Origin of the sequence: Rhodospirillum rubrum ATCC 11170 (genome assembly GCF_000013085.1) — a bacterium.
GTDB classification, from domain to species: Bacteria; Pseudomonadota; Alphaproteobacteria; order Rhodospirillales; family Rhodospirillaceae; genus Rhodospirillum; species Rhodospirillum rubrum.
The window spans coordinates 2,500,023-2,516,236 of sequence record NC_007643.1 but is presented as its reverse complement, the minus strand read 5'-3'; the positions used below and the strand labels follow the sequence as shown (position 1 = coordinate 2,516,236).

The 16,214-nt window shown below is 66.4% G+C and carries 16 protein-coding genes; 12 read left to right on the top strand and 4 right to left on the bottom strand.

Translation table 11 applies throughout. The features are described 5' to 3' along the window. Positions 1–24: 24 nt before the first annotated feature. From RRU_RS11230 to RRU_RS11215, 4 genes are read left to right on the top strand one after another with little or no spacing between them, the layout of a single operon-like run. Positions 25–1,446 (top strand): DUF2066 domain-containing protein, encoded by a 1,422-nt coding sequence (locus tag RRU_RS11230; protein WP_162470616.1) that lies wholly within the window; start codon positions 25–27, stop codon positions 1,444–1,446. Between the two features lie 13 nt (positions 1,447–1,459). Further along, positions 1,460–2,083: a CDP-alcohol phosphatidyltransferase family protein gene (locus RRU_RS11225; protein WP_011390014.1), complete on the top strand. Its 624-nt coding sequence runs from the start codon at positions 1,460–1,462 to the stop codon at positions 2,081–2,083. Then, entirely contained in the window at positions 2,080–3,189 is a 1,110-nt protein-coding gene (locus RRU_RS11220; RefSeq protein WP_011390013.1) for an AI-2E family transporter, read from the top strand. Before RRU_RS11225 ends, RRU_RS11220 begins: the two co-directional genes overlap by 4 nt. Beyond that, positions 3,186–3,872, top strand: coding sequence for an HdaA/DnaA family protein (locus RRU_RS11215; protein WP_011390012.1), 687 nt, complete (start codon positions 3,186–3,188; stop codon positions 3,870–3,872). The genes RRU_RS11220 and RRU_RS11215 overlap by 4 nt, the downstream gene beginning before the upstream one ends. Here the strand turns inward: RRU_RS11215 and RRU_RS11210 are convergent. Then, a complete protein-coding gene (locus tag RRU_RS11210) occupies positions 3,847–4,359 on the bottom strand; it encodes a SixA phosphatase family protein (RefSeq protein ID WP_011390011.1) in 513 nt (170 codons plus the stop codon). The genes RRU_RS11215 and RRU_RS11210 overlap by 26 nt on opposite strands. Positions 4,360–4,501: 142 nt before the next feature. Here RRU_RS11210 and RRU_RS11205 point away from each other — a divergent pair, with 142 nt between their 5' ends. Both RRU_RS11205 and ppx read left to right on the top strand, forming a co-directional pair. Further along, positions 4,502–6,766 (top strand): RNA degradosome polyphosphate kinase, encoded by a 2,265-nt coding sequence (locus RRU_RS11205; protein ID WP_011390010.1) that lies wholly within the window; start codon positions 4,502–4,504, stop codon positions 6,764–6,766. A 40-nt stretch (positions 6,767–6,806) separates the two neighbouring features. Next, positions 6,807–8,336, top strand: a complete 1,530-nt coding sequence (gene ppx, locus RRU_RS11200; protein WP_011390009.1) for an exopolyphosphatase — start codon at positions 6,807–6,809, stop codon at positions 8,334–8,336. Positions 8,337–8,362: 26 nt separating this feature from the next. Here the strand turns inward: ppx and RRU_RS11195 are convergent, their stop codons facing one another. Continuing rightward, positions 8,363–9,106, bottom strand: coding sequence for a creatininase family protein (locus RRU_RS11195; RefSeq protein ID WP_011390008.1), 744 nt, complete (start codon positions 9,104–9,106; stop codon positions 8,363–8,365). Positions 9,107–9,409: 303 nt separating this feature from the next. Between RRU_RS11195 and RRU_RS11190 the strand changes: the two genes are divergently transcribed. Beyond that, positions 9,410–10,807, top strand: coding sequence for a sigma-54-dependent transcriptional regulator (locus RRU_RS11190; protein WP_014626323.1), 1,398 nt, complete (start codon positions 9,410–9,412; stop codon positions 10,805–10,807). Positions 10,808–10,847: 40 nt separating this feature from the next. On the opposite strand, the gene RRU_RS11185 is transcribed toward RRU_RS11190, so the two are convergent. Together RRU_RS11185 and RRU_RS11180 are read right to left on the bottom strand one after the other, a co-directional pair. After that, complete coding sequence (locus RRU_RS11185) at positions 10,848–11,441, bottom strand: CHAP domain-containing protein (protein WP_011390006.1); 594 nt, start codon at positions 11,439–11,441, stop codon at positions 10,848–10,850. Beyond that, complete coding sequence (locus RRU_RS11180; protein WP_011390005.1) at positions 11,438–12,223, bottom strand: enoyl-CoA hydratase; 786 nt, start codon at positions 12,221–12,223, stop codon at positions 11,438–11,440. Before RRU_RS11180 ends, RRU_RS11185 begins: the two co-directional genes overlap by 4 nt. Before the next feature lie 442 nt (positions 12,224–12,665). On the opposite strand from RRU_RS11180, the gene RRU_RS11175 reads away from it, so the two are divergent. The 5 genes from RRU_RS11175 (at position 12,666) to rpsI (ending at position 16,184) form a co-directional block, all read left to right on the top strand. Continuing rightward, the gene (locus RRU_RS11175; RefSeq protein ID WP_011390004.1) at positions 12,666–13,556 is read left to right on the top strand and encodes a MotA/TolQ/ExbB proton channel family protein; all 891 of its coding nucleotides are present in this window, start codon (positions 12,666–12,668) and stop codon (positions 13,554–13,556) included. Then, entirely contained in the window at positions 13,556–14,023 is a 468-nt protein-coding gene (tolR, locus tag RRU_RS11170) for a protein TolR (RefSeq protein WP_011390003.1), read from the top strand. Before RRU_RS11175 ends, tolR begins: the two co-directional genes overlap by 1 nt. Then, positions 14,020–14,850: a TonB family protein gene (locus RRU_RS11165; RefSeq protein WP_011390002.1), complete on the top strand. Its 831-nt coding sequence runs from the start codon at positions 14,020–14,022 to the stop codon at positions 14,848–14,850. The genes tolR and RRU_RS11165 overlap by 4 nt, the downstream gene beginning before the upstream one ends. Before the next feature lie 389 nt (positions 14,851–15,239). After that, on the top strand, positions 15,240–15,704 hold the full coding sequence (gene rplM, locus RRU_RS11160) for a 50S ribosomal protein L13 (protein WP_011390001.1): 465 nt from the start codon (positions 15,240–15,242) through the stop codon (positions 15,702–15,704). A gap of 3 nt (positions 15,705–15,707) precedes the next feature. Continuing rightward, positions 15,708–16,184, top strand: a complete 477-nt coding sequence (rpsI, locus tag RRU_RS11155) for a 30S ribosomal protein S9 (RefSeq protein WP_011390000.1) — start codon at positions 15,708–15,710, stop codon at positions 16,182–16,184. The last annotated feature ends 30 nt before the right edge of the window (positions 16,185–16,214 follow it).

The window sequence follows — 16,214 nt, the reverse complement described above, 5'->3', positions numbered from 1 at the left end:
ATCCTGGTGGTCGCGGCTTTGCTGATGGCCCTTGCCCCGCTTGGGCCGATGGCGACCGCTCCGGCCTGGGCCGCCGATGCCTATAAGGCGCCGCCGATCAATGTCGATGTGACGGCGGGCAGTCCGACCGAAGCCCGCCAGAAAGCCATCAACGATGGTCAGGTCAAGGCGCTTCGCGCCTTGCTCGAATCGTTGACCACCGAGGGCGATCACGCCCGGCTGCCCGCCGTGACGGCGCGCGATGCCGACGCCATGGTCGTCGACTTCGGTCTGGCCAATGAAAAGACCGCCGCCAAGCGCTATCTGGCGACTCTGAACGTCCGCTTCAACGCCGCCATGGTCGACCGTCTGCTGGCGTCGAGCGGCATCGGTCACGCCACCACCCGCGACGCGCCGGTGCTGGTGCTGCCGGTCTACCAGCCCCAGCCGTCCGACCCGCCGCAGCTGTGGGAAGACACCAATCCCTGGAATGAAGCCTGGAATAAACAGACCGGCCTTTCCGAGGGGCTGGTTCCCCTGGTGCTCGGCCTGGGCGATATCGAGGATATCTCGGCCCTGGACGGCAAGCGGGCGCTGAGCGCCGATGCCGCCGCCAGCGGTCTGGCCCAGCGCTACGGCGCCTCCGATGTGTTGGTGCTCAAGGCCGAAGGCACGGCGGAAAGCGGGCTGACCATCACCGCCGTGGGCGGCGGTCCGTTTTCGGCGATGGCCCCGGTCAGTGTCGAGCCCGGTCCCCAGGCCTTCAAGACCGCCGTCGCCAAGGCGCGCGCCGCGCTGGAGACCGCGTGGAAGACTCAAGGGGGGAAGAATGCCGGCGCGGCGGCGACGGCGGGGGTCAGCGACATGCCGGCCTTTGGCGGTGGCGCCGGGGTTCCCCAACCCGGTCAAGACAGCTATGCGACGGTGTCGGGCGCTGGAACGACCTATTCCTCGACCGCCCCGACTCCGGTGGCCCCGGCCTGGGGCTATGGCGAGAGCGCGGCCGCTCCCGGCGCGTCGGGCTATGGCGCCGCTGCCGGTGCGTCGGGCTATGGCGCCGCTCCCGGCGCGTCAGGCTATGGCGCCGCTCCCGGCGCTTCGGGCTATGGCGCCGTTCCCGGCGCGTCGGGCTATGGCGCCGCTCCCGGCGTGCCGCCCTATGGTCAAACGCAAACCATGGCCGGCGGCATGGTGGTGGTGGCGCGTTATGCCAATCTGGCCGAATGGGTGGAGATGCGGCGCAAGCTGCAGGGGCTGCCCGGCGTCACCGCCCTCAATCTCCAGGCGGTCACGCGCAATCAGGCGCAGATCAATCTGGGCTATGGTGGATCGCCGATGGAGCTGGCCCAGGTTCTGCTGGGGCGCGGCTTGCGGCTGAGCGAAAGCGCCGGCCTGTGGACCTTGGAAAGCATGGGTGGGGCGACCCCGGGACTGGCGCCGGTCGGCGCCACCCCGGGTTTGAATTGAGGGCGCCGTCGGCATGACCTCGCTTCGCAGACGCTGCATCCGTCAGGTGCCCAACACCTTGACGGTGGGACGTTTCGCCCTGGTCCCGGTGGCCGCCGGCTTCATCTGGACGGGGGACCTGCGCGCGGCGTTCTGGGTTTTCGTCGCCGCCGGGATCACCGATGCCCTGGATGGCTGGCTGGCCCGGGTGCTTGACGCCCGCACCGCCCTGGGGGCGACCCTTGATCCCTTGGCCGACAAGGCGTTGCTGGTGGCGACCTTCTTCACCCTGGCGCTGACGGGGGCCATTCCCTTGTGGTTGCTGGGGCTGGTGGCCCTGCGCGACGCCTTGATCCTGGCCGGTTTCGCTTGGTTGCGTCTCAGGGCCGGGCGGCCGATCCGGGTCACCCCCAATATCCTGGGTAAGGCCAATACCCTGGCCCAGATCCTGCTGTGCGCCGCGGTGATCGGCGCTAGCGCCTTCACCTTGGATCTCAGCGCGGTGATCGCCGTTCTGACCCCGGTGGTGGCGGCGACCACGATCATCTCGGGGATCGCCTATCTGCGGATGTGGCTGCGCCGGGGCTGGGATGGCCAGCAGGCCCACGACCGAATCGAACGAACCCGGCGCAATAATCAGCAAAGAGACGACCGATGAACCGCGACAAACAAATCCGTGTCTGGCTTATCGGCATCCTGGTTTTCGCCGTTCTGATCTTTCTGCTGCGCTCGGTGCTGCTGCCCTTCGTCACCGGGCTCGCCGTCGCCTATTTTCTCGATCCGCTGGCCGATCGCCTGGAAAAATGGGGAACCTCGCGGCTGTGGGCGGTCATCTGGATCACCCTTGGCTTCGTGCTGGTCATGGTGCTGGCGCTTCTGGTGCTGTTGCCCCTGATCAACGGCCAGATCGCCGATTTCGTCACCAATATGCCCGAATACGCCCGGGCCCTGGTCGGCAAGGGGCGGGCACTGCTTGATAATCTGGTCGATGTTTTGGGCCCCGACCGCATGAGCGATGTCACCTCGTCGCTGGAGGCGGCGGCCGGCGAAGCCACCAAATGGCTGGGCGGGCTGGTCAATCAGCTGATCAGCGGCGGCGCCGCCCTGATCAATCTGGTGTCGGTGCTGGTCATCACCCCGGTCATCGCCTTCTATATGCTGCGCGATTGGGATGTCATGGTGGCGTCGATCGACCGCTGGCTGCCCCGGCCCTACGCCCCGGTGATCCGCGCCCAAATGGCCGAGATTGATCGCACCATCGCCGGGTTCGTGCGCGGTCAAGCCAGCGTCTGTCTGGCCCTGGGCTCGTTCTACGCCATCGGCTTGACCATCGGCGGGCTTGATCTCGGGCTGATCGTCGGCATGATTTCGGGGTTGCTGTCGTTCATTCCCTATGTGGGAACCATCACCGGCTTCATCGTGTCGATGGGGTTGGCCCTGGCCCAATTCGACAGCTGGATCGATACGGCGATCATCGCCGGCATCTTCGTTGTCGGCCAGATGATCGAAGGCAATTATCTGACGCCCAAGCTGGTGGGCGACCGCATCGGCCTGCATCCGGTCTGGGTGATCTTTGCCCTGCTCGCCGGCGGCGGATTGTTCGGTTTCCTGGGCGTCTTGCTGGCGGTGCCGCTGGCCGCGGTGATCGGCGTGCTGGTGCGCTTCTTCCTGGGCCGCTATCTCAACAGCCCGCTTTATACCGGAGCCACCCCGGAAGCCCCGGCCGTGACTCGGGTCCCCCCGGACAACGGGGCGCCTGAATGAGCGCCGGGGTGCAGCTTCCGCTGGATCTGCCCTGGCGGCCGGCCCTGGGGCGCGAACATTTTCTGGTGGCCGCCTGCAATGCCAGCGCCGTCGCTCTGGTCGAGGCCTGGCCCCATTGGCCAGCCCCGGCGGCCTGCATCCATGGGCCGACGGGGGCGGGAAAAACCCATCTCGCCCAGGTTTTCGCCACCCGGGCGGCGGCGGTGGTGCTTGACCCCGCCGTTATCCTAGGTACCGATCCGCTGACCCTGTTCGAGGGGGGGCGGGCGGCGGTGATCGAGGACGCCGACCGCGCCGGGCTGCCCGAGGCGACGCTGTTCCATCTGCTCAACGCCGCCCGCCAAAGGGGCGGATCGCTGCTGCTGACCGCCCTGTCGCCGCCGGCGCGCTGGGGCGTCCATCTGGCCGATCTGCGCTCGCGGCTGGCCGCCCTGCCGGCCGAAGGGCTGTGCGAGCCCGATGACGAGCTGATGGCCGCCGTTCTGCTCAAGCTGTTTTCCGATCGCGGGCTTGATGTTGCCCCCGGCGCCATCGGCTATTTGCTGCCGCGCATGGAGCGCAGCTTCGCCGCCGCCCGCGATCTGGTGGTCCATGCCGACGCCCTGGCCCTGCGCGAAGGGCGGGCGGTGACCGTGCCGCTGCTTAGGCAACTGCTGGCTACTCCAGATCGCGCGGACAGGTGAACGCCGTCAGGCGGGCGCAGGCGGCCTCCAGATCCGACCACGGTCGGCCGATCGCCAATTCGGCCAGGGCGCCGGTGGGGAATTTGTCCCTGGCCTTGGCCAGGGCGGCCGGGTCGCTGGCGGGACCGGCCAGGGCCAGGGTCAGATCGCCCAGCGCCGGATTATGCCCGACCACCAGCACCGAGGCGGTTTCGGCCTGAAGGCCGCGCAGCAGGTTGAGCAGCGGACCGGCATCGAACACATAAAGCAGCGGCTCGTAGACCACGGGGACGCCATAAAGCGCGGGCAGGATGAGGGCCAGGGTTTCGCGGGTCCGCCGCGCCGGCGAACAAAGGACCACGGCCGGCGGGTCGGTCCGCCTCGCCAGGGACAAACCGATCAGGCGGCCGGCGCGACGGCCGCGCGCCGAGAGTGGTCGATCGAAATCGTCGACTTCTGGGTCTTGCCAGTCGGACTTGGCATGGCGGAGGAGGAGCAATCGTTTCATATTTATGAAAGCGTCCTTCGCTGGGCCGGTCGCATGTTTGCAGGCCGGGGGCCCTGTCGTACAAAGGACCCGAGGAGTCCGCCTCCTTTGGGTTTTGCCGGGCCCGCGTTCATCATCTCAAGGAAAAAGAAGGGAAGCCAGCATGACCTCCGCTCCGCCGCCCCCCGCCGTCGAAGCCATCCAGGGTGTTGCCGCCCAGGATGTCGCCCCGCGGACCCGTCAGGGGGTCAAACCGACGGCGGCGGCCTCTGGCGATCACCCCGAGGCGCCGGTGATCACCATGGACATGCCCGATCGCTTCATCAATCGCGAGGTCTCGTGGCTGGCCTTCAATTTCCGGGTGATGGAGGAGGCGCGCAATACCCGCCATCCCTTGATGGAGCGGCTGCGCTTCCTGTCGATTTCCGGCTCCAACCTCGACGAGTTCTATATGGTGCGCGTCGCCGGGCTGAAGGGGCAGGTCGAGGCCGGGGTGAACAAGGTCAGCCAGGATGGGCTGACCCCGGCCCAGCAGCTGACCGAGATCAATCAGGCCGCCCGCCAGCTTCTGGAAGAGCAGCAGGTGGCCTGGGAAATCCTCCATGACGAACTGGCCGCCCAGGGCATCACCGTGGTTACCCCGGGCCAGTTGTCCAAGGCCGACCGGGTGTGGCTCGATACCTATTTCATGGGGCAGGTCTTCCCGGTTCTGACGCCGCTGGCCATCGATCCGGCCCATCCCTTTCCGTTCATTCCCAATCTGGGCCATGCCCTGGTGCTGCAGCTCCATCGTCCCAACGACGACACCAGCCTGCGCGCCCTGGTGCCCTTGCCCAATCACGTCAGCCGCTTCACCCGCCTGCCTTCGGAAGAGGGGCAGGGGGCGCGCTATATTTTCCTGGAAGACATGGTCGGGCTGCATCTCGACCGGCTGTTCCCCGGCTTCAAGGTCAGCCAGGGCGGGCACTTCCGGGTCATTCGCGATTCCGAAATGGAAATCGACGAAGAGGCCGAGGATCTGGTGATGAGCTTCGAATCGGCGCTCAAGCGCCGGCGGCGCGGCCATTGCATCCGCCTGACCCTCAACGCCAATATGCCCGAGGAGCTGGTCAAGCTGATCTGCGACGAGATGGACGTCGCCGAGGAGGATATCTTCAAGGTGCGCGGGCCGATCGGTCAGGCCGACCTCAAGCAGCTGATCTCCGATGACCGCCCCGATCTGCAGTTCACCCCCTATACCGCCCGCTTCCCCGAGCGCATCCGCGACTTCGGCGGCGATTGCTTCGCCGCGATCCGCAAGAAGGACATCATCGTCCACCACCCCTATGAATCCTTCGATGTGGTGGTGCAGTTCCTGCGTCAGGCGGCGCGCGATCCCAATGTGCTGTCGATCAAGCAGACGCTCTATCGCACGTCGAATAATTCCTCGATCGTCGCGGCCCTGGTCGAGGCGGCCGAGGCCGGGAAGTCGGTCACCGCGATGGTCGAGTTGAAGGCCCGCTTCGATGAGGAGGCCAATATCCGCTGGGCCCGCGATCTGGAACGCTCGGGCGCCAATGTCGTCTATGGCTTCATGGATCTGAAGACCCACGCCAAGATCTCGCTGGTGGTGCGCCGGGAAAGCGGCGGCGAGCTGCGGTCCTATGTTCACTTCGGAACGGGCAATTACCATCCGATCACCGCCAAGATCTATACGGATCTTTCCTATTTCACCTCCGACGAGAAGCTGTGCCAGGACGCCGCCCGCGCCTTCAACTACATGACCGGCTATGCCCGCCCGGGCGAGATGGAAAAGCTGCGCATCGCGCCTTTGGGGCTGAAGGAATACCTGCTCGAACGCATCCAGGCCGAAGAGGATCACGCGCGCGCCGGGCGGCCGGGAACCATCTGGGCCAAGCTCAACGCCCTGGTCGATCCCGATGTCATCGACGCCCTTTATCGCGCCTCGCAGGCCGGGGTGCGCATCGATCTGGTGGTGCGCGGTATCTGCTGCCTGCGTCCCGGCGTGGCCGGGCTGTCGTCGACCATCCGGGTGAAGTCGATCGTCGGCCGCTTCCTCGAGCATTCGCGCATCGCCTGTTTTGGCAATGGCAAGCCGCTGCCCGGACCCGATGCCCTGGTCTATATCTCCTCGGCCGACTGGATGCCGCGCAACCTCAATCGTCGCGTCGAGTCTTTCGTCCCCATCGAAAACCCGACGGTGAAGGCCCAGGTTCTTAACCAGATCATGGTGGCCAATCTCAATGATCGGGCCCAGTCGTGGTATCTGACCGCCGATGGCGTCTTCCGCCGGGCCAAGGCCTCGGATGACGCCTTCTCGGCCCATACCTATTTCATGACCAACCCGAGTCTGTCGGGACGGGGATCCGCGCTCAATGACCCTGAAAAGGACATTCCTACCCTGGAGGTTTCAGCTCAGAGGAACTAAGGTGCCGACCCCAGAGACCGGTACCGGATCCCTTGCTGACATGACTGCGTCCGCCGCCTTCCCGCATGTTCCGGCCGCCCCGGTGGATCTTCGTCCGCTCGGGGTGGTCGATATCGGCTCCAATTCCGTTCGCCTCGTCGTCTATCGCGGCCTCGCCCGCACCCCCATTCCGCTGTTCAACGAAAAAGCCACCTGCGCCCTGGGCAAGGGCCTGGGCGAGACCGGCGTGCTCAATCCCGAAGGCGTCGCCCTGGCGCTGAAGGCGGTCAAGCGTTTCGCCCATCTGGCGCGCCGCATGAACGTCGGCAAGCTGGAACTGGTGGCGACGGCGGCGGTGCGCGACGCCTGGGACGGCCGGGATTTCGTGCGCGCCCTGGAACGGGTGTCGGGGCTGCCGGTCAGCGTTCTCAGCGGCGAACAGGAAGCCAAGACCGCCGCGCTCGGCGTGCTCTGCGGCTTGCCCGATGCCGATGGCATGGTCGCCGATCTTGGCGGCGGCTCGCTGGAACTGGTGATGCTTGACCAGGGGCGCTTTGGCGATTTCGCCACCATGCCGCTGGGGATCTTGCGCCTGTCGGAAGCCTCCGATAACAGCCGCGTGCGCGCCGTCGACATCATCGACGAGCATCTGGCGGGGCTGCCGTGGATTCCCAAGGGCCGGGGGCGGACGCTTTATGCGGTGGGCGGCGCCTGGCGCAGTCTGGCCCGGGTCTGCATCGAACAGATGCACTATCCGCTTCATGTTCTCGATAATTTCGCCATTTCCCGGGTCGAGGCCCTGCGCCTGATCGAGGTTTTGTCGCGGCTGTCGCGCAAATCGCTGGAATCCATCCAGGGAATCAGCCGCAAGCGCCTGCCCCATTTGCCGATGGCGGCGGTGATTCTGGAACGCCTGCTTGAGGAGGTCCGTCCCGAGACCCTGGTCTTCTCGGTGTACGGCATGCGCGAGGGCCGCTTCTTCCAGAACCTGCCGCCCGAGGTTCGGGTTCAAGATCCGCTGATCAGTTCGTGCAGCGAACTGGCGCGCAGCGCCGGCCGCTTCCCCGAGCACGGCGAGGAACTGATGGCCTGGATGGCGCCGCTGCTGCCCAACGAAAGCGTCGAGCAGGCGCGCCTGCGCCGCGCCGCTTGTCTGATCAGCGATGTCTTTTGGTCAGAACACCCCGATTATCGCGCCGATCAGGCCTTCCACCGGGTGCTCAAGCTGCCGTTCATGGGGCTCAACCATACCGACCGCGCCGGCCTCGCCCTCACGGTTTACTATCGCTATACCAGCGAGGGAACCGACGACTGGGCCATGCGGGCGGCCTCCTTGCTTGACGAGACGCGGCTGAAGCGGGTGCGCATCATCGGCCATGCCCTGCGCCTGGGCCATACGGTCACCGGCGGCGCGCCGGGGCTGCTTGGGCGCTCGGCCCTGTCGGCCAAGGACGGCGTCTTGACCTTCCATGTTCCCGAAGACGACCCGATTTTCCTGCCCGAGGTCTTTGGCAAGCGCCTGGAAAAACTGGCGCGCGCCATGGGACTGGAGCCCAAACTCGCCCTCTTGCCCCCGGCCGCGCAGGCGTAAGGCCGGCGCGGCCGATCGGGCGGCTTTTAGCCCTTTAGGAAGTCGCCATAGGTGGTGGCGATGTAGTCGACGGCCACCTCGACGAAACGGCCGCCCAATTCGGGGGTCGCCAGAGCGGGGTTGGAGCCGATGCGGCCATCGGGGAAGGCCCGGCGGAAATCCCGGCTATCGGTGAACCGGCCTTGGGGGGCGACCGGCGGATCGAGGACCGGGGTGCGTTGCTGGTCGGGATAGGCGTGCCACGTCACCGACACCTCGGAGGGGGTGGCGTGGCTGCCCTCGGCGTCACCGAAGGCCTCGGCGGCCAGGGCCTCGACGGCGGGCGAGGAGAACCAGCTGCACAGCTGGCAGGCGATATCGGGGGCGCCGTCGCCATGGTGAACGCGCATTTCCTCATAGGCCTCGTAAAAGGCGCTCTGGATCGAGGGAATATTGCCGCCATGGCCGTTGACGAACAGGAAGCGGGTGAAGCCGTGACTCGAGAGCGCCAGAATGGTGTCGCGGATCACGGCGATCAGCGTCGAGGGCCGCAGGGTCATCGAGCCGGGGAAGGCCATGTGATGGTGGGCCATGCCCACGGCGATGGTCGGGGCGACGAGGGTGTCGAGGACCTCTCCGGCCCGCCAGGACACCACCTCGGCGGTGATGGCGTCGGTGCCGATCAAGCCGCTCGGGCCATGCTGTTCGGTCGACCCGATGGGAATGATGACGCCCCGGCGCGTGGACAGGTAGTCGGCCACCTCGGGCCAGGTAGACAGTTGAAGACGCAACGCGAAAACTCCTGAAAGATCAAAGGGGCGACAGGCGCCCCAAACGCGGATAACCCGCTATCCTGCGCGCGGGTGGACGGCGTGGTCAAGGCGGTCACGGCGCCGCGTTCCCTGCCGCCCTCTCGCCGAAATCGCGAAAAATAAGCAGGGTTTGCCACCTCTAATATGCGCCTTGGGGATTTTTCTCGCTATCTCCCTGGTGGACGGAGGGGTCTCTTCCCTATCTACTGTGGTGTTATAGAGGGCCGGCCCCGGAATGGCGGGCTGGTACGACCCCACAAAGCAGAAGAGTTCCCATCCCGAATGACCGATGAGACCCTGCCGTTTATCCTGCTGGTGGAAGACACCCCCGTTCAGGCAAGAACCTATCTCGACTACCTCGACGGCGGCCCTTGGACGATCGAGCATGTCGAGACCGGCGCGGAAGCCTTGGCGGTTCTGGAGCGGCGCCCCCCCAGCCTGATGCTCCTTGATATCCATTTGCCCGATATGGATGGCATGGAGATCCTGCGCCGGGTGCGGTCGCTGCCGCTGTCGATGGGGGTGGTGATGATCACCTCGAACGCCTCGATCAGTCTGGCGGTGGCGGCGATGCAAGCCGGGGCTAATGATTTCCTGGTCAAGCCGTTCAGCCGCGACCGGCTGATGGTCACCCTGCGCAACGTCATCGACAATCAGCGTCTGTCGCGCGAGGTCGAGACCCTGCGCGAGAATCTGGGGATCGCCGCCTTCCAGGGCTTTGTCGGCTCCTCGGCGGCGATGCAGCGGGTTTACCGGCTGATCGAAGCCTCGGCCGCGAGCACGGCGACGGTTTTTATCACCGGGGAAAGCGGCAGCGGCAAGGAACTGGCGGCCGAGGCCTTGCACCGCTACGGGCCAAGGGTGAAAGGCCCCTTCGTCGCCCTGAATTGCGGCGCCATCCCGCGCGAGCTGATGGAAAGCGAGGTCTTCGGCCATGTGCGGGGGTCGTTCACCGGGGCGGTCTCCGACCGGGACGGGGCGGCCGCCCAGGCCAATGGCGGCACCTTGTTCCTTGATGAGATCTGCGAGATGGATCCCAATCTGCAGACCAAGCTGCTGCGCTTCCTGCAGACCGGCATGGTCCAGAAAGTCGGCGGCGACCGGCCCGAAAAGGTCGATGTGCGCATCGTCTGCGCGACAAACCGCGATCCTTTGGAAGAGGTCAAGGCCGGACGCTTCCGCGAGGATCTGTATTACCGTCTGCACGTCATTCCCATCCGCCTGCCGGCCTTGCGCGACCGCGAGGGCGACGTTCTGGAAATCGCCGATCATTTCCTCGCCAGCATTGCGACCGAGGAAAAGAAGAGCTTTCGCGGCTTTTCGCCGGCGGTGGCCCAGGCCCTGCTTGCCTATGACTGGCCGGGAAACGTCCGCCAGTTGATCAATGTCCTGCGCAATGTGGTGGTGCTTAACAACGGGCCGGAAGTGACCTTGGGGATGCTGCCCCAGGCGATCGCCGATGCCGATGGCGAGGCCATCGCGGGCGAGGCGGCCGAAGGCGAGTCTCCGGCGCTGTTTCGCCAGCAAGACATCGAACCGTTGTGGGTTGTGGAAAAACGCGCCGTCGAGCGGGCGATCGGCGCCTGCGGCGGCAATATTCCCCGCGCCGCCGCCCTGTTGCGCGTCAGTCCCAGCACGCTGTATCGCAAGAAGCAGGCCTGGGAAGAGGGCCGGCATTAAAACAAATCCCGAGCCCTGTGGTCCGCAGCGTTCGTGATCTCTAGCGAGAGGCGAGGGTCTGATCGGCCGCCGGAGTCGCTTGCGCCATGGTCGCCGGATAGATGAAGCCGTGGGCGGGGTAGGAGCGGCCGTAGTCGCCGATATCGGGGTGGAGGAAGCGCACCTCCGTCCAGTCGTTGTCGCGCGAGACGTCGACGACGGGCATGTCTTCATAGACGCGGCCTCGGGTCTTGTCGTTCCAGCCCCAATTGGCATGGGCGACGCGGATGGCCCGGCGGCTTTCGATGGCGGTCACCACCGCCACATGGCCCGAGCGCAGGCGTTCGGTCGCCCGCAGGGCCAGCACCGATCCCAGCCGGGGCGTCTGGCCCCGGTCGTAGCGGCCGCGCGCCTGATCCCACCAGTGCCCGGCATCGCCCGACAGGGCCACCCCCGACACATAGCGGGCATAGGGCACGCACCAGACGAAGCCGTCGCGGTCGGGATAGGCCGGAACCCGCATGGCCCCCGTGCTGGGACCCATGCTGCGGCCCGTATTGCCGGCGCAAGCGCCCAGCAGCAGGGGGGCGAGCAGCACAAAAATCACTCCGAGCTTACGGGACGACGGGCGGGGCATCGGCAAAGGGGCGGTCATTGTCCAGTCCAGCGGGGCGGGCGTTTTTCAAGGAAGGCGTCGATGCCTTCGGCGGCGTCTTTGGTTTGCATGTTTCGGGTCATCACGGCGCTGGCATAGGCATAGGCCTCGTCGAGGGGGAGCTCGATCTGCTGGTAAAAGGCCTCTTTGCCGATGGCCAGGGTCAGCGGCGATTTCTCGGCGAGGATCCGCGCCAGGGCGTCGGTGGCGGCGGCCAGTTCGGCCTCCTCGACCACCTGGGTGATCAACCCGCGGGCCAGGGCTTCTTCGGCGTCGAGCGGCCGGCCGGTCAACAGCATCTCCATCGCCGTCTTGCGGCCGACGGCGCGCGACAGGGCGACCATCGGAGTCGAGCAGAACAGGCCGATGGTGACGCCGGGGGTGGCGAAGCTGGCGCGGCGCGCCGCCACCGCCAGATCGCACGAGGCGACAAGCTGGCAGCCCGCCGCCGTCGCCAGCCCCTGAACCCGGGCGATCACCGGCTTGGGCAGGCGGACGATGGTTGTCATCAGGCGCGAGCATTGGGCGAACAGGGCGGCATGGGCGGCCTCGTTTGGCTCGCCGCGCAACTCGCGCAGGTCGTGGCCGGCGCAAAACACCGGCCCGCTGGCGGCGATCACCACCACCCGCACCGCCGGATCCTCCGCCGCCTGATCCAGGGCGTCTTGCAGGGCGGCCATCAAGGCCTTTGACAGCGCGTTGCGGGCTTGCGGGCGGTTGAGGGTCAGGGTGCGCACGCCGTCAACGGTAAGGGACTCCAGCAGGGGAGGGGGAACCGTCATGGCTGTCCGATCCTTGCGCCCGGGTCGGCCAGGGGGAAATCCTGGCCGGAGCCGTGTTGTCGATATTGTTCAGGAAACGGCTGCGAGTCTTTGATTTGGTTGAAGGTTGACGCATTCATTGATCCTGTGCAAGCGAAACCGCCGCGCGCCTGCTCGCCCCTTGTCCGCGGGCCCGATCGGCACCCCGGTCCGTCGGGGCGCGATCCGGGTTTGGGGAACGCAATATCCGACTCGCTCGATAAGATATTAATAGTCAATTGCATTCTCATCTCGAACACGGTAAGTCGAACGCGGACCCCCCGGTATCATTGCGCGCGATGTCCAGAAAATCGGGCGAAAAGCCGGGGCTCTTATCGCGATGCGATCAATCTATGCTAAAAAATAGGGGCGATCGGTCCCGGCATGGTTGGCGTGTGCCGCCCCAAGCGGAAAGGCTTTTCAGATGAATAACGATATCGCCCCGGAGGCCGCTCCGTTGTCTGGCGCCCTGTCGGCGGGCGCTTCTCCCGACGGACCGACGGGGATGGTCGCTACCGGGGGCGGCGGCCTGGACGGCGCGGCCCAGGGGCTGCCGGCGCCCGGCCTGCCCGGACTCGACACGGCGGCGGATGGATCCCTGAACGCGGTCGGCGACGCCCTGGGCGGATTGGTGGCGCCGGTCGCCCCCGCCCTTCACGATTTCAGCGCCCTGGGGCTGTTCCTGCAGGCCGATCCGGTGGTCAAAGGGGTGATGGGGCTGCTGGTCGTCGCCTCGATCGCCGTTTGGGCGGTGATCCTTGACAAGGCGGTGCGGCTGGTGATCGCCCGGCGCGAGGCCCGGGCCTTTGAACGGGCGGTGGCGGCCAATGATCTGTCGGCGGTGATGCTCAAGGGCGGCATGGCCACAACGGTGGTGCGCAGCGCCCATGAGGCTTGGCAGGACTATCAGCCCGGCGAGGCCCGCTCGGTGCGCCGCGATGGCATTGAACGCGCCATGCGCCTGACGGTGAACGCCGAGCTGCGCAAGCTCGAGGTTGGCCTGCCGCTGCTGGCCAGCGTCGGCTCGGCCGCGCCCTTCGTCGGCTTGTTCGGTACGGTCTGGGGCATCATGCACAGCTTCACCAGCATCGCCCAATCCAACGACACCAGTCTGGCCGTGGTTGCCCCTGGCATCGCCGAGGCGCTGTTCGCCACCGCCATCGGTCTGGTGGCGGCGATTCCGGCGGTTCTGGCCTTCAACGCGCTCAGCGTCGGCCTTGGCCGCATCGGCCAGCGCTTCCAGGCGTCGATGATCCCGCTGGCCGGCCGCCTTGCCCGCGATGTTCCCGACCAGCTGCGCCGGGCGGGGGAGTGATGGCCGGGGCGCTTCTTCCCTCGGGGGATGACGAGGGCGGCTACAAGCCGATCGCCGAGATCAACATCACGCCGATGGTCGACGTGATGCTGGTGCTGCTGATCATCTTCATGGTCGCCGCCCCCCTGATGTCGATGGGGGTGCCCGTCGATCTGCCGCGCACCCAGGCGGCCGAGGCCCAGCCGCCCAAGGATCCGGTGGTGGTCAGCATCGACCAGACCGGCGCCCTGTTCCTGCGCGACCAGCCGCTGGCCGAGGCCGATATGGACGCCCGGCTGGCCGCCCTGGCCAAGGAAAAGCCCGGTTCGGTGGTTTATGTGCGCGGCCACAAGGATCTGCCCTATGGACGGGTGATGGAGGTGATGGGGCGGATCGGTCAGGCCGGCTTCGCCAAGGTCTCGCTGATGGCCGAAATGCCCACGCCGCCAGCCGCCGCCGGGGCCGCCGCCACGGGAACGGGCCGGTGAGGGGGCCTTCGGGGCGGACTTGGGGCATCGCCGGATCGGCGGCGCTCCATCTTGGCGTTGTCGCGGCCCTGATGGCCTCGCCGACACCCGAGACGCCGCCAACGCCCGAAACCGCGCCGATGATGACCCTGGAATTCGTCATGGCGCCGCCGCCCCCGCCACCGCCGCCCCCCCCGCCGGCCGAGGTGGCGCCGCCGCCCGAGATCGCGCCGCCGCCGCCCTTCGAACCGGTGATCGCCTCGACCTCGGCGTTGGCCGAGCCGCTGATCGCCCCGCCGGAGGAGCCGCCGCCCGAGGTTAAACGCGAGCCCGAGCGCGAGCCGCCGCCCAAGCCCGAGGCCAAGCCCAAGCCCAAACCCAAGCCTAAGGCCGAACGCGCCCCCGATCCGATCGAAACTCCGGCAAAGAAAAAGCCGGAAAAGACGACCTCGTCGGATCAAGCGAGCAGCACCCCCTCGGATGCGCCGGCGTCTTTCGATAGCGCCCCCCAGGGCGTGGCTTCGGCGACTCCGGGCCCGACCCGGGCCTCGGCGTCCGGGCCGCCGCCCAGCTATCTGTCGCGGCTGCTGGCCGATCTCGCCAGCCATAAGAACTACCCCCGGCGCTCGCGCAGTCGCGGCGAACAGGGCGAGGCCCGGCTGTTCCTGGTGATCGGCCGCGACGGCAGCGTGCTGTCGTCCAAGCTCATGCGCTCGACCGGCTATGCCGATCTCGACGCGGCGGTGAACGAGATGGTCGATAAGGCCAATCCCTTGCCACCCTTGCCCGACGACTATCCCGAAGCCCGCATGGAACTGATCGTTCCCATCACCTTTACCTTGCGCTGACGGTCGGCGGCGTTCCCGCCGTTTGCTTAAGTCTCCGCTCTTTTCCCTTCGGCCAGGATGGCGCCACGGCGCCTCCTGGCCGTTGGCTTTTTAGCGCCCAAAACGATGGTTTGCGGGGCCAAGCCCTTAAAGGGGTGACGTTCCAGGGGGTTGGCAATGGGGTATAATAATACCAATTTAATAACGCATTGATTTTAAAGGATTAATCCACGTTGACACTGCGTCTTTTCCTGGCATACTCCGCCGCCACACCATAAGAAGGATGACCGCTGGCCCTGATGGGGCGGAGGGCGGATCCGCCCTTTGAGTGGACACCCACCGGGAACCGCCGGGACCGGGCCGTCGGGTTTGCCGCGCGGTTCCTCCGGCCGGAAGGAAAAGAACGGACGATGAAAACCTATTCCGCGAAGCCGAGCGAGGTGGATAGGAAATGGTACGTGATCGACGCCGAAGGCGTCGTTCTCGGGCGTCTTGCCGTGATCATTGCTGATCTGCTTCGTGGCAAGAACAAGACCATTTACACCCCGCATATCGATACCGGCGACCATGTGGTCGTTATCAATGCCGAGAAGGTTCACCTGACCGGCAACAAGGCCGCCAACGAGCGGTTCTTCTGGCACACCGGCCATCCCGGCGGCATCAAGAGCCGCAGCCTTGGCCAGATCCGCGACGGAGCCCATCCCGAGCGTCTGATCGAGAAGGCCGTTGAGCGGATGATGCCGCGTGGCCCGCTGGCCCGCGCCCAGTTCAAGAAGCTGCGTGTTTATGGCGGCGAAGCGCATCCCCACGACGCCCAGCAGCCGGTGGTCCTGGATGTCGCGGCGCTGAACCCGAAGAATAAAAGGAGCGCCTAATTCATGGCCGAGGAAATCAAATCCTTCGAGGACTTGAAGGACGTCGCCGCCCCGGCCGCCCTGCAGCAGAAGCGCGAGCCCAAGCGCGACGCCCAGGGTCGCTCCTATGCCACCGGTCGCCGTAAGGATGCCGTGGCCCGCGTGTGGATCAAGGCCGGTTCGGGCCGCATCACCGTCAACGGCCGCGAGCTGGAAAACTACTTTCCCCGCCCCGTGCTGCGCATGGTGATCAACCAGCCGTTCGTGGTGACCAACACCACCAACCAGTTCGACGTGGTTTGCACGGTCACCGGTGGTGGTCTGTCGGGTCAGGCCGGCGCCCTGCGCCATGGCATCAGCCGCGCCCTGACCTATTTCGATCCCGACATGCGCCCGGCCCTGAAGGCCGAAGGCTTCATGACCCGCGATCCGCGCACCGTCGAGCGCAAGAAGTACGGCCGCGCCAAGGCCCGCCGGAGCTTCCAGTTCTCCAAGCGCTGATCGGGGTTTTTATCCCAGATCGCAGCGAAA

Coding starts and splice junctions, on each gene's coding strand:
- RRU_RS11210 (WP_011390011.1), bottom strand. CDS start 4,359: ATGAAACGATTGCTCCTCCTCCGCCATGCCAAGTCCGACTGGCAAGAC.
- RRU_RS11220 (WP_011390013.1), top strand. CDS start 2,080: ATGAACCGCGACAAACAAATCCGTGTCTGGCTTATCGGCATCCTGGTT.
- RRU_RS11180 (WP_011390005.1), bottom strand. CDS start 12,223: ATGACGGTTCCCCCTCCCCTGCTGGAGTCCCTTACCGTTGACGGCGTG.
- RRU_RS11175 (WP_011390004.1), top strand. CDS start 12,666: ATGAATAACGATATCGCCCCGGAGGCCGCTCCGTTGTCTGGCGCCCTG.
- tolR (WP_011390003.1), top strand. CDS start 13,556: ATGGCCGGGGCGCTTCTTCCCTCGGGGGATGACGAGGGCGGCTACAAG.
- ppx (WP_011390009.1), top strand. CDS start 6,807: ATGACTGCGTCCGCCGCCTTCCCGCATGTTCCGGCCGCCCCGGTGGAT.
- RRU_RS11225 (WP_011390014.1), top strand. CDS start 1,460: ATGACCTCGCTTCGCAGACGCTGCATCCGTCAGGTGCCCAACACCTTG.
- RRU_RS11230 (WP_162470616.1), top strand. CDS start 25: ATGGCCCTTGCCCCGCTTGGGCCGATGGCGACCGCTCCGGCCTGGGCC.
- RRU_RS11190 (WP_014626323.1), top strand. CDS start 9,410: ATGACCGATGAGACCCTGCCGTTTATCCTGCTGGTGGAAGACACCCCC.
- RRU_RS11185 (WP_011390006.1), bottom strand. CDS start 11,441: ATGACCGCCCCTTTGCCGATGCCCCGCCCGTCGTCCCGTAAGCTCGGA.
- rpsI (WP_011390000.1), top strand. CDS start 15,708: ATGGCCGAGGAAATCAAATCCTTCGAGGACTTGAAGGACGTCGCCGCC.
- RRU_RS11215 (WP_011390012.1), top strand. CDS start 3,186: ATGAGCGCCGGGGTGCAGCTTCCGCTGGATCTGCCCTGGCGGCCGGCC.
- RRU_RS11205 (WP_011390010.1), top strand. CDS start 4,502: ATGACCTCCGCTCCGCCGCCCCCCGCCGTCGAAGCCATCCAGGGTGTT.
- rplM (WP_011390001.1), top strand. CDS start 15,240: ATGAAAACCTATTCCGCGAAGCCGAGCGAGGTGGATAGGAAATGGTAC.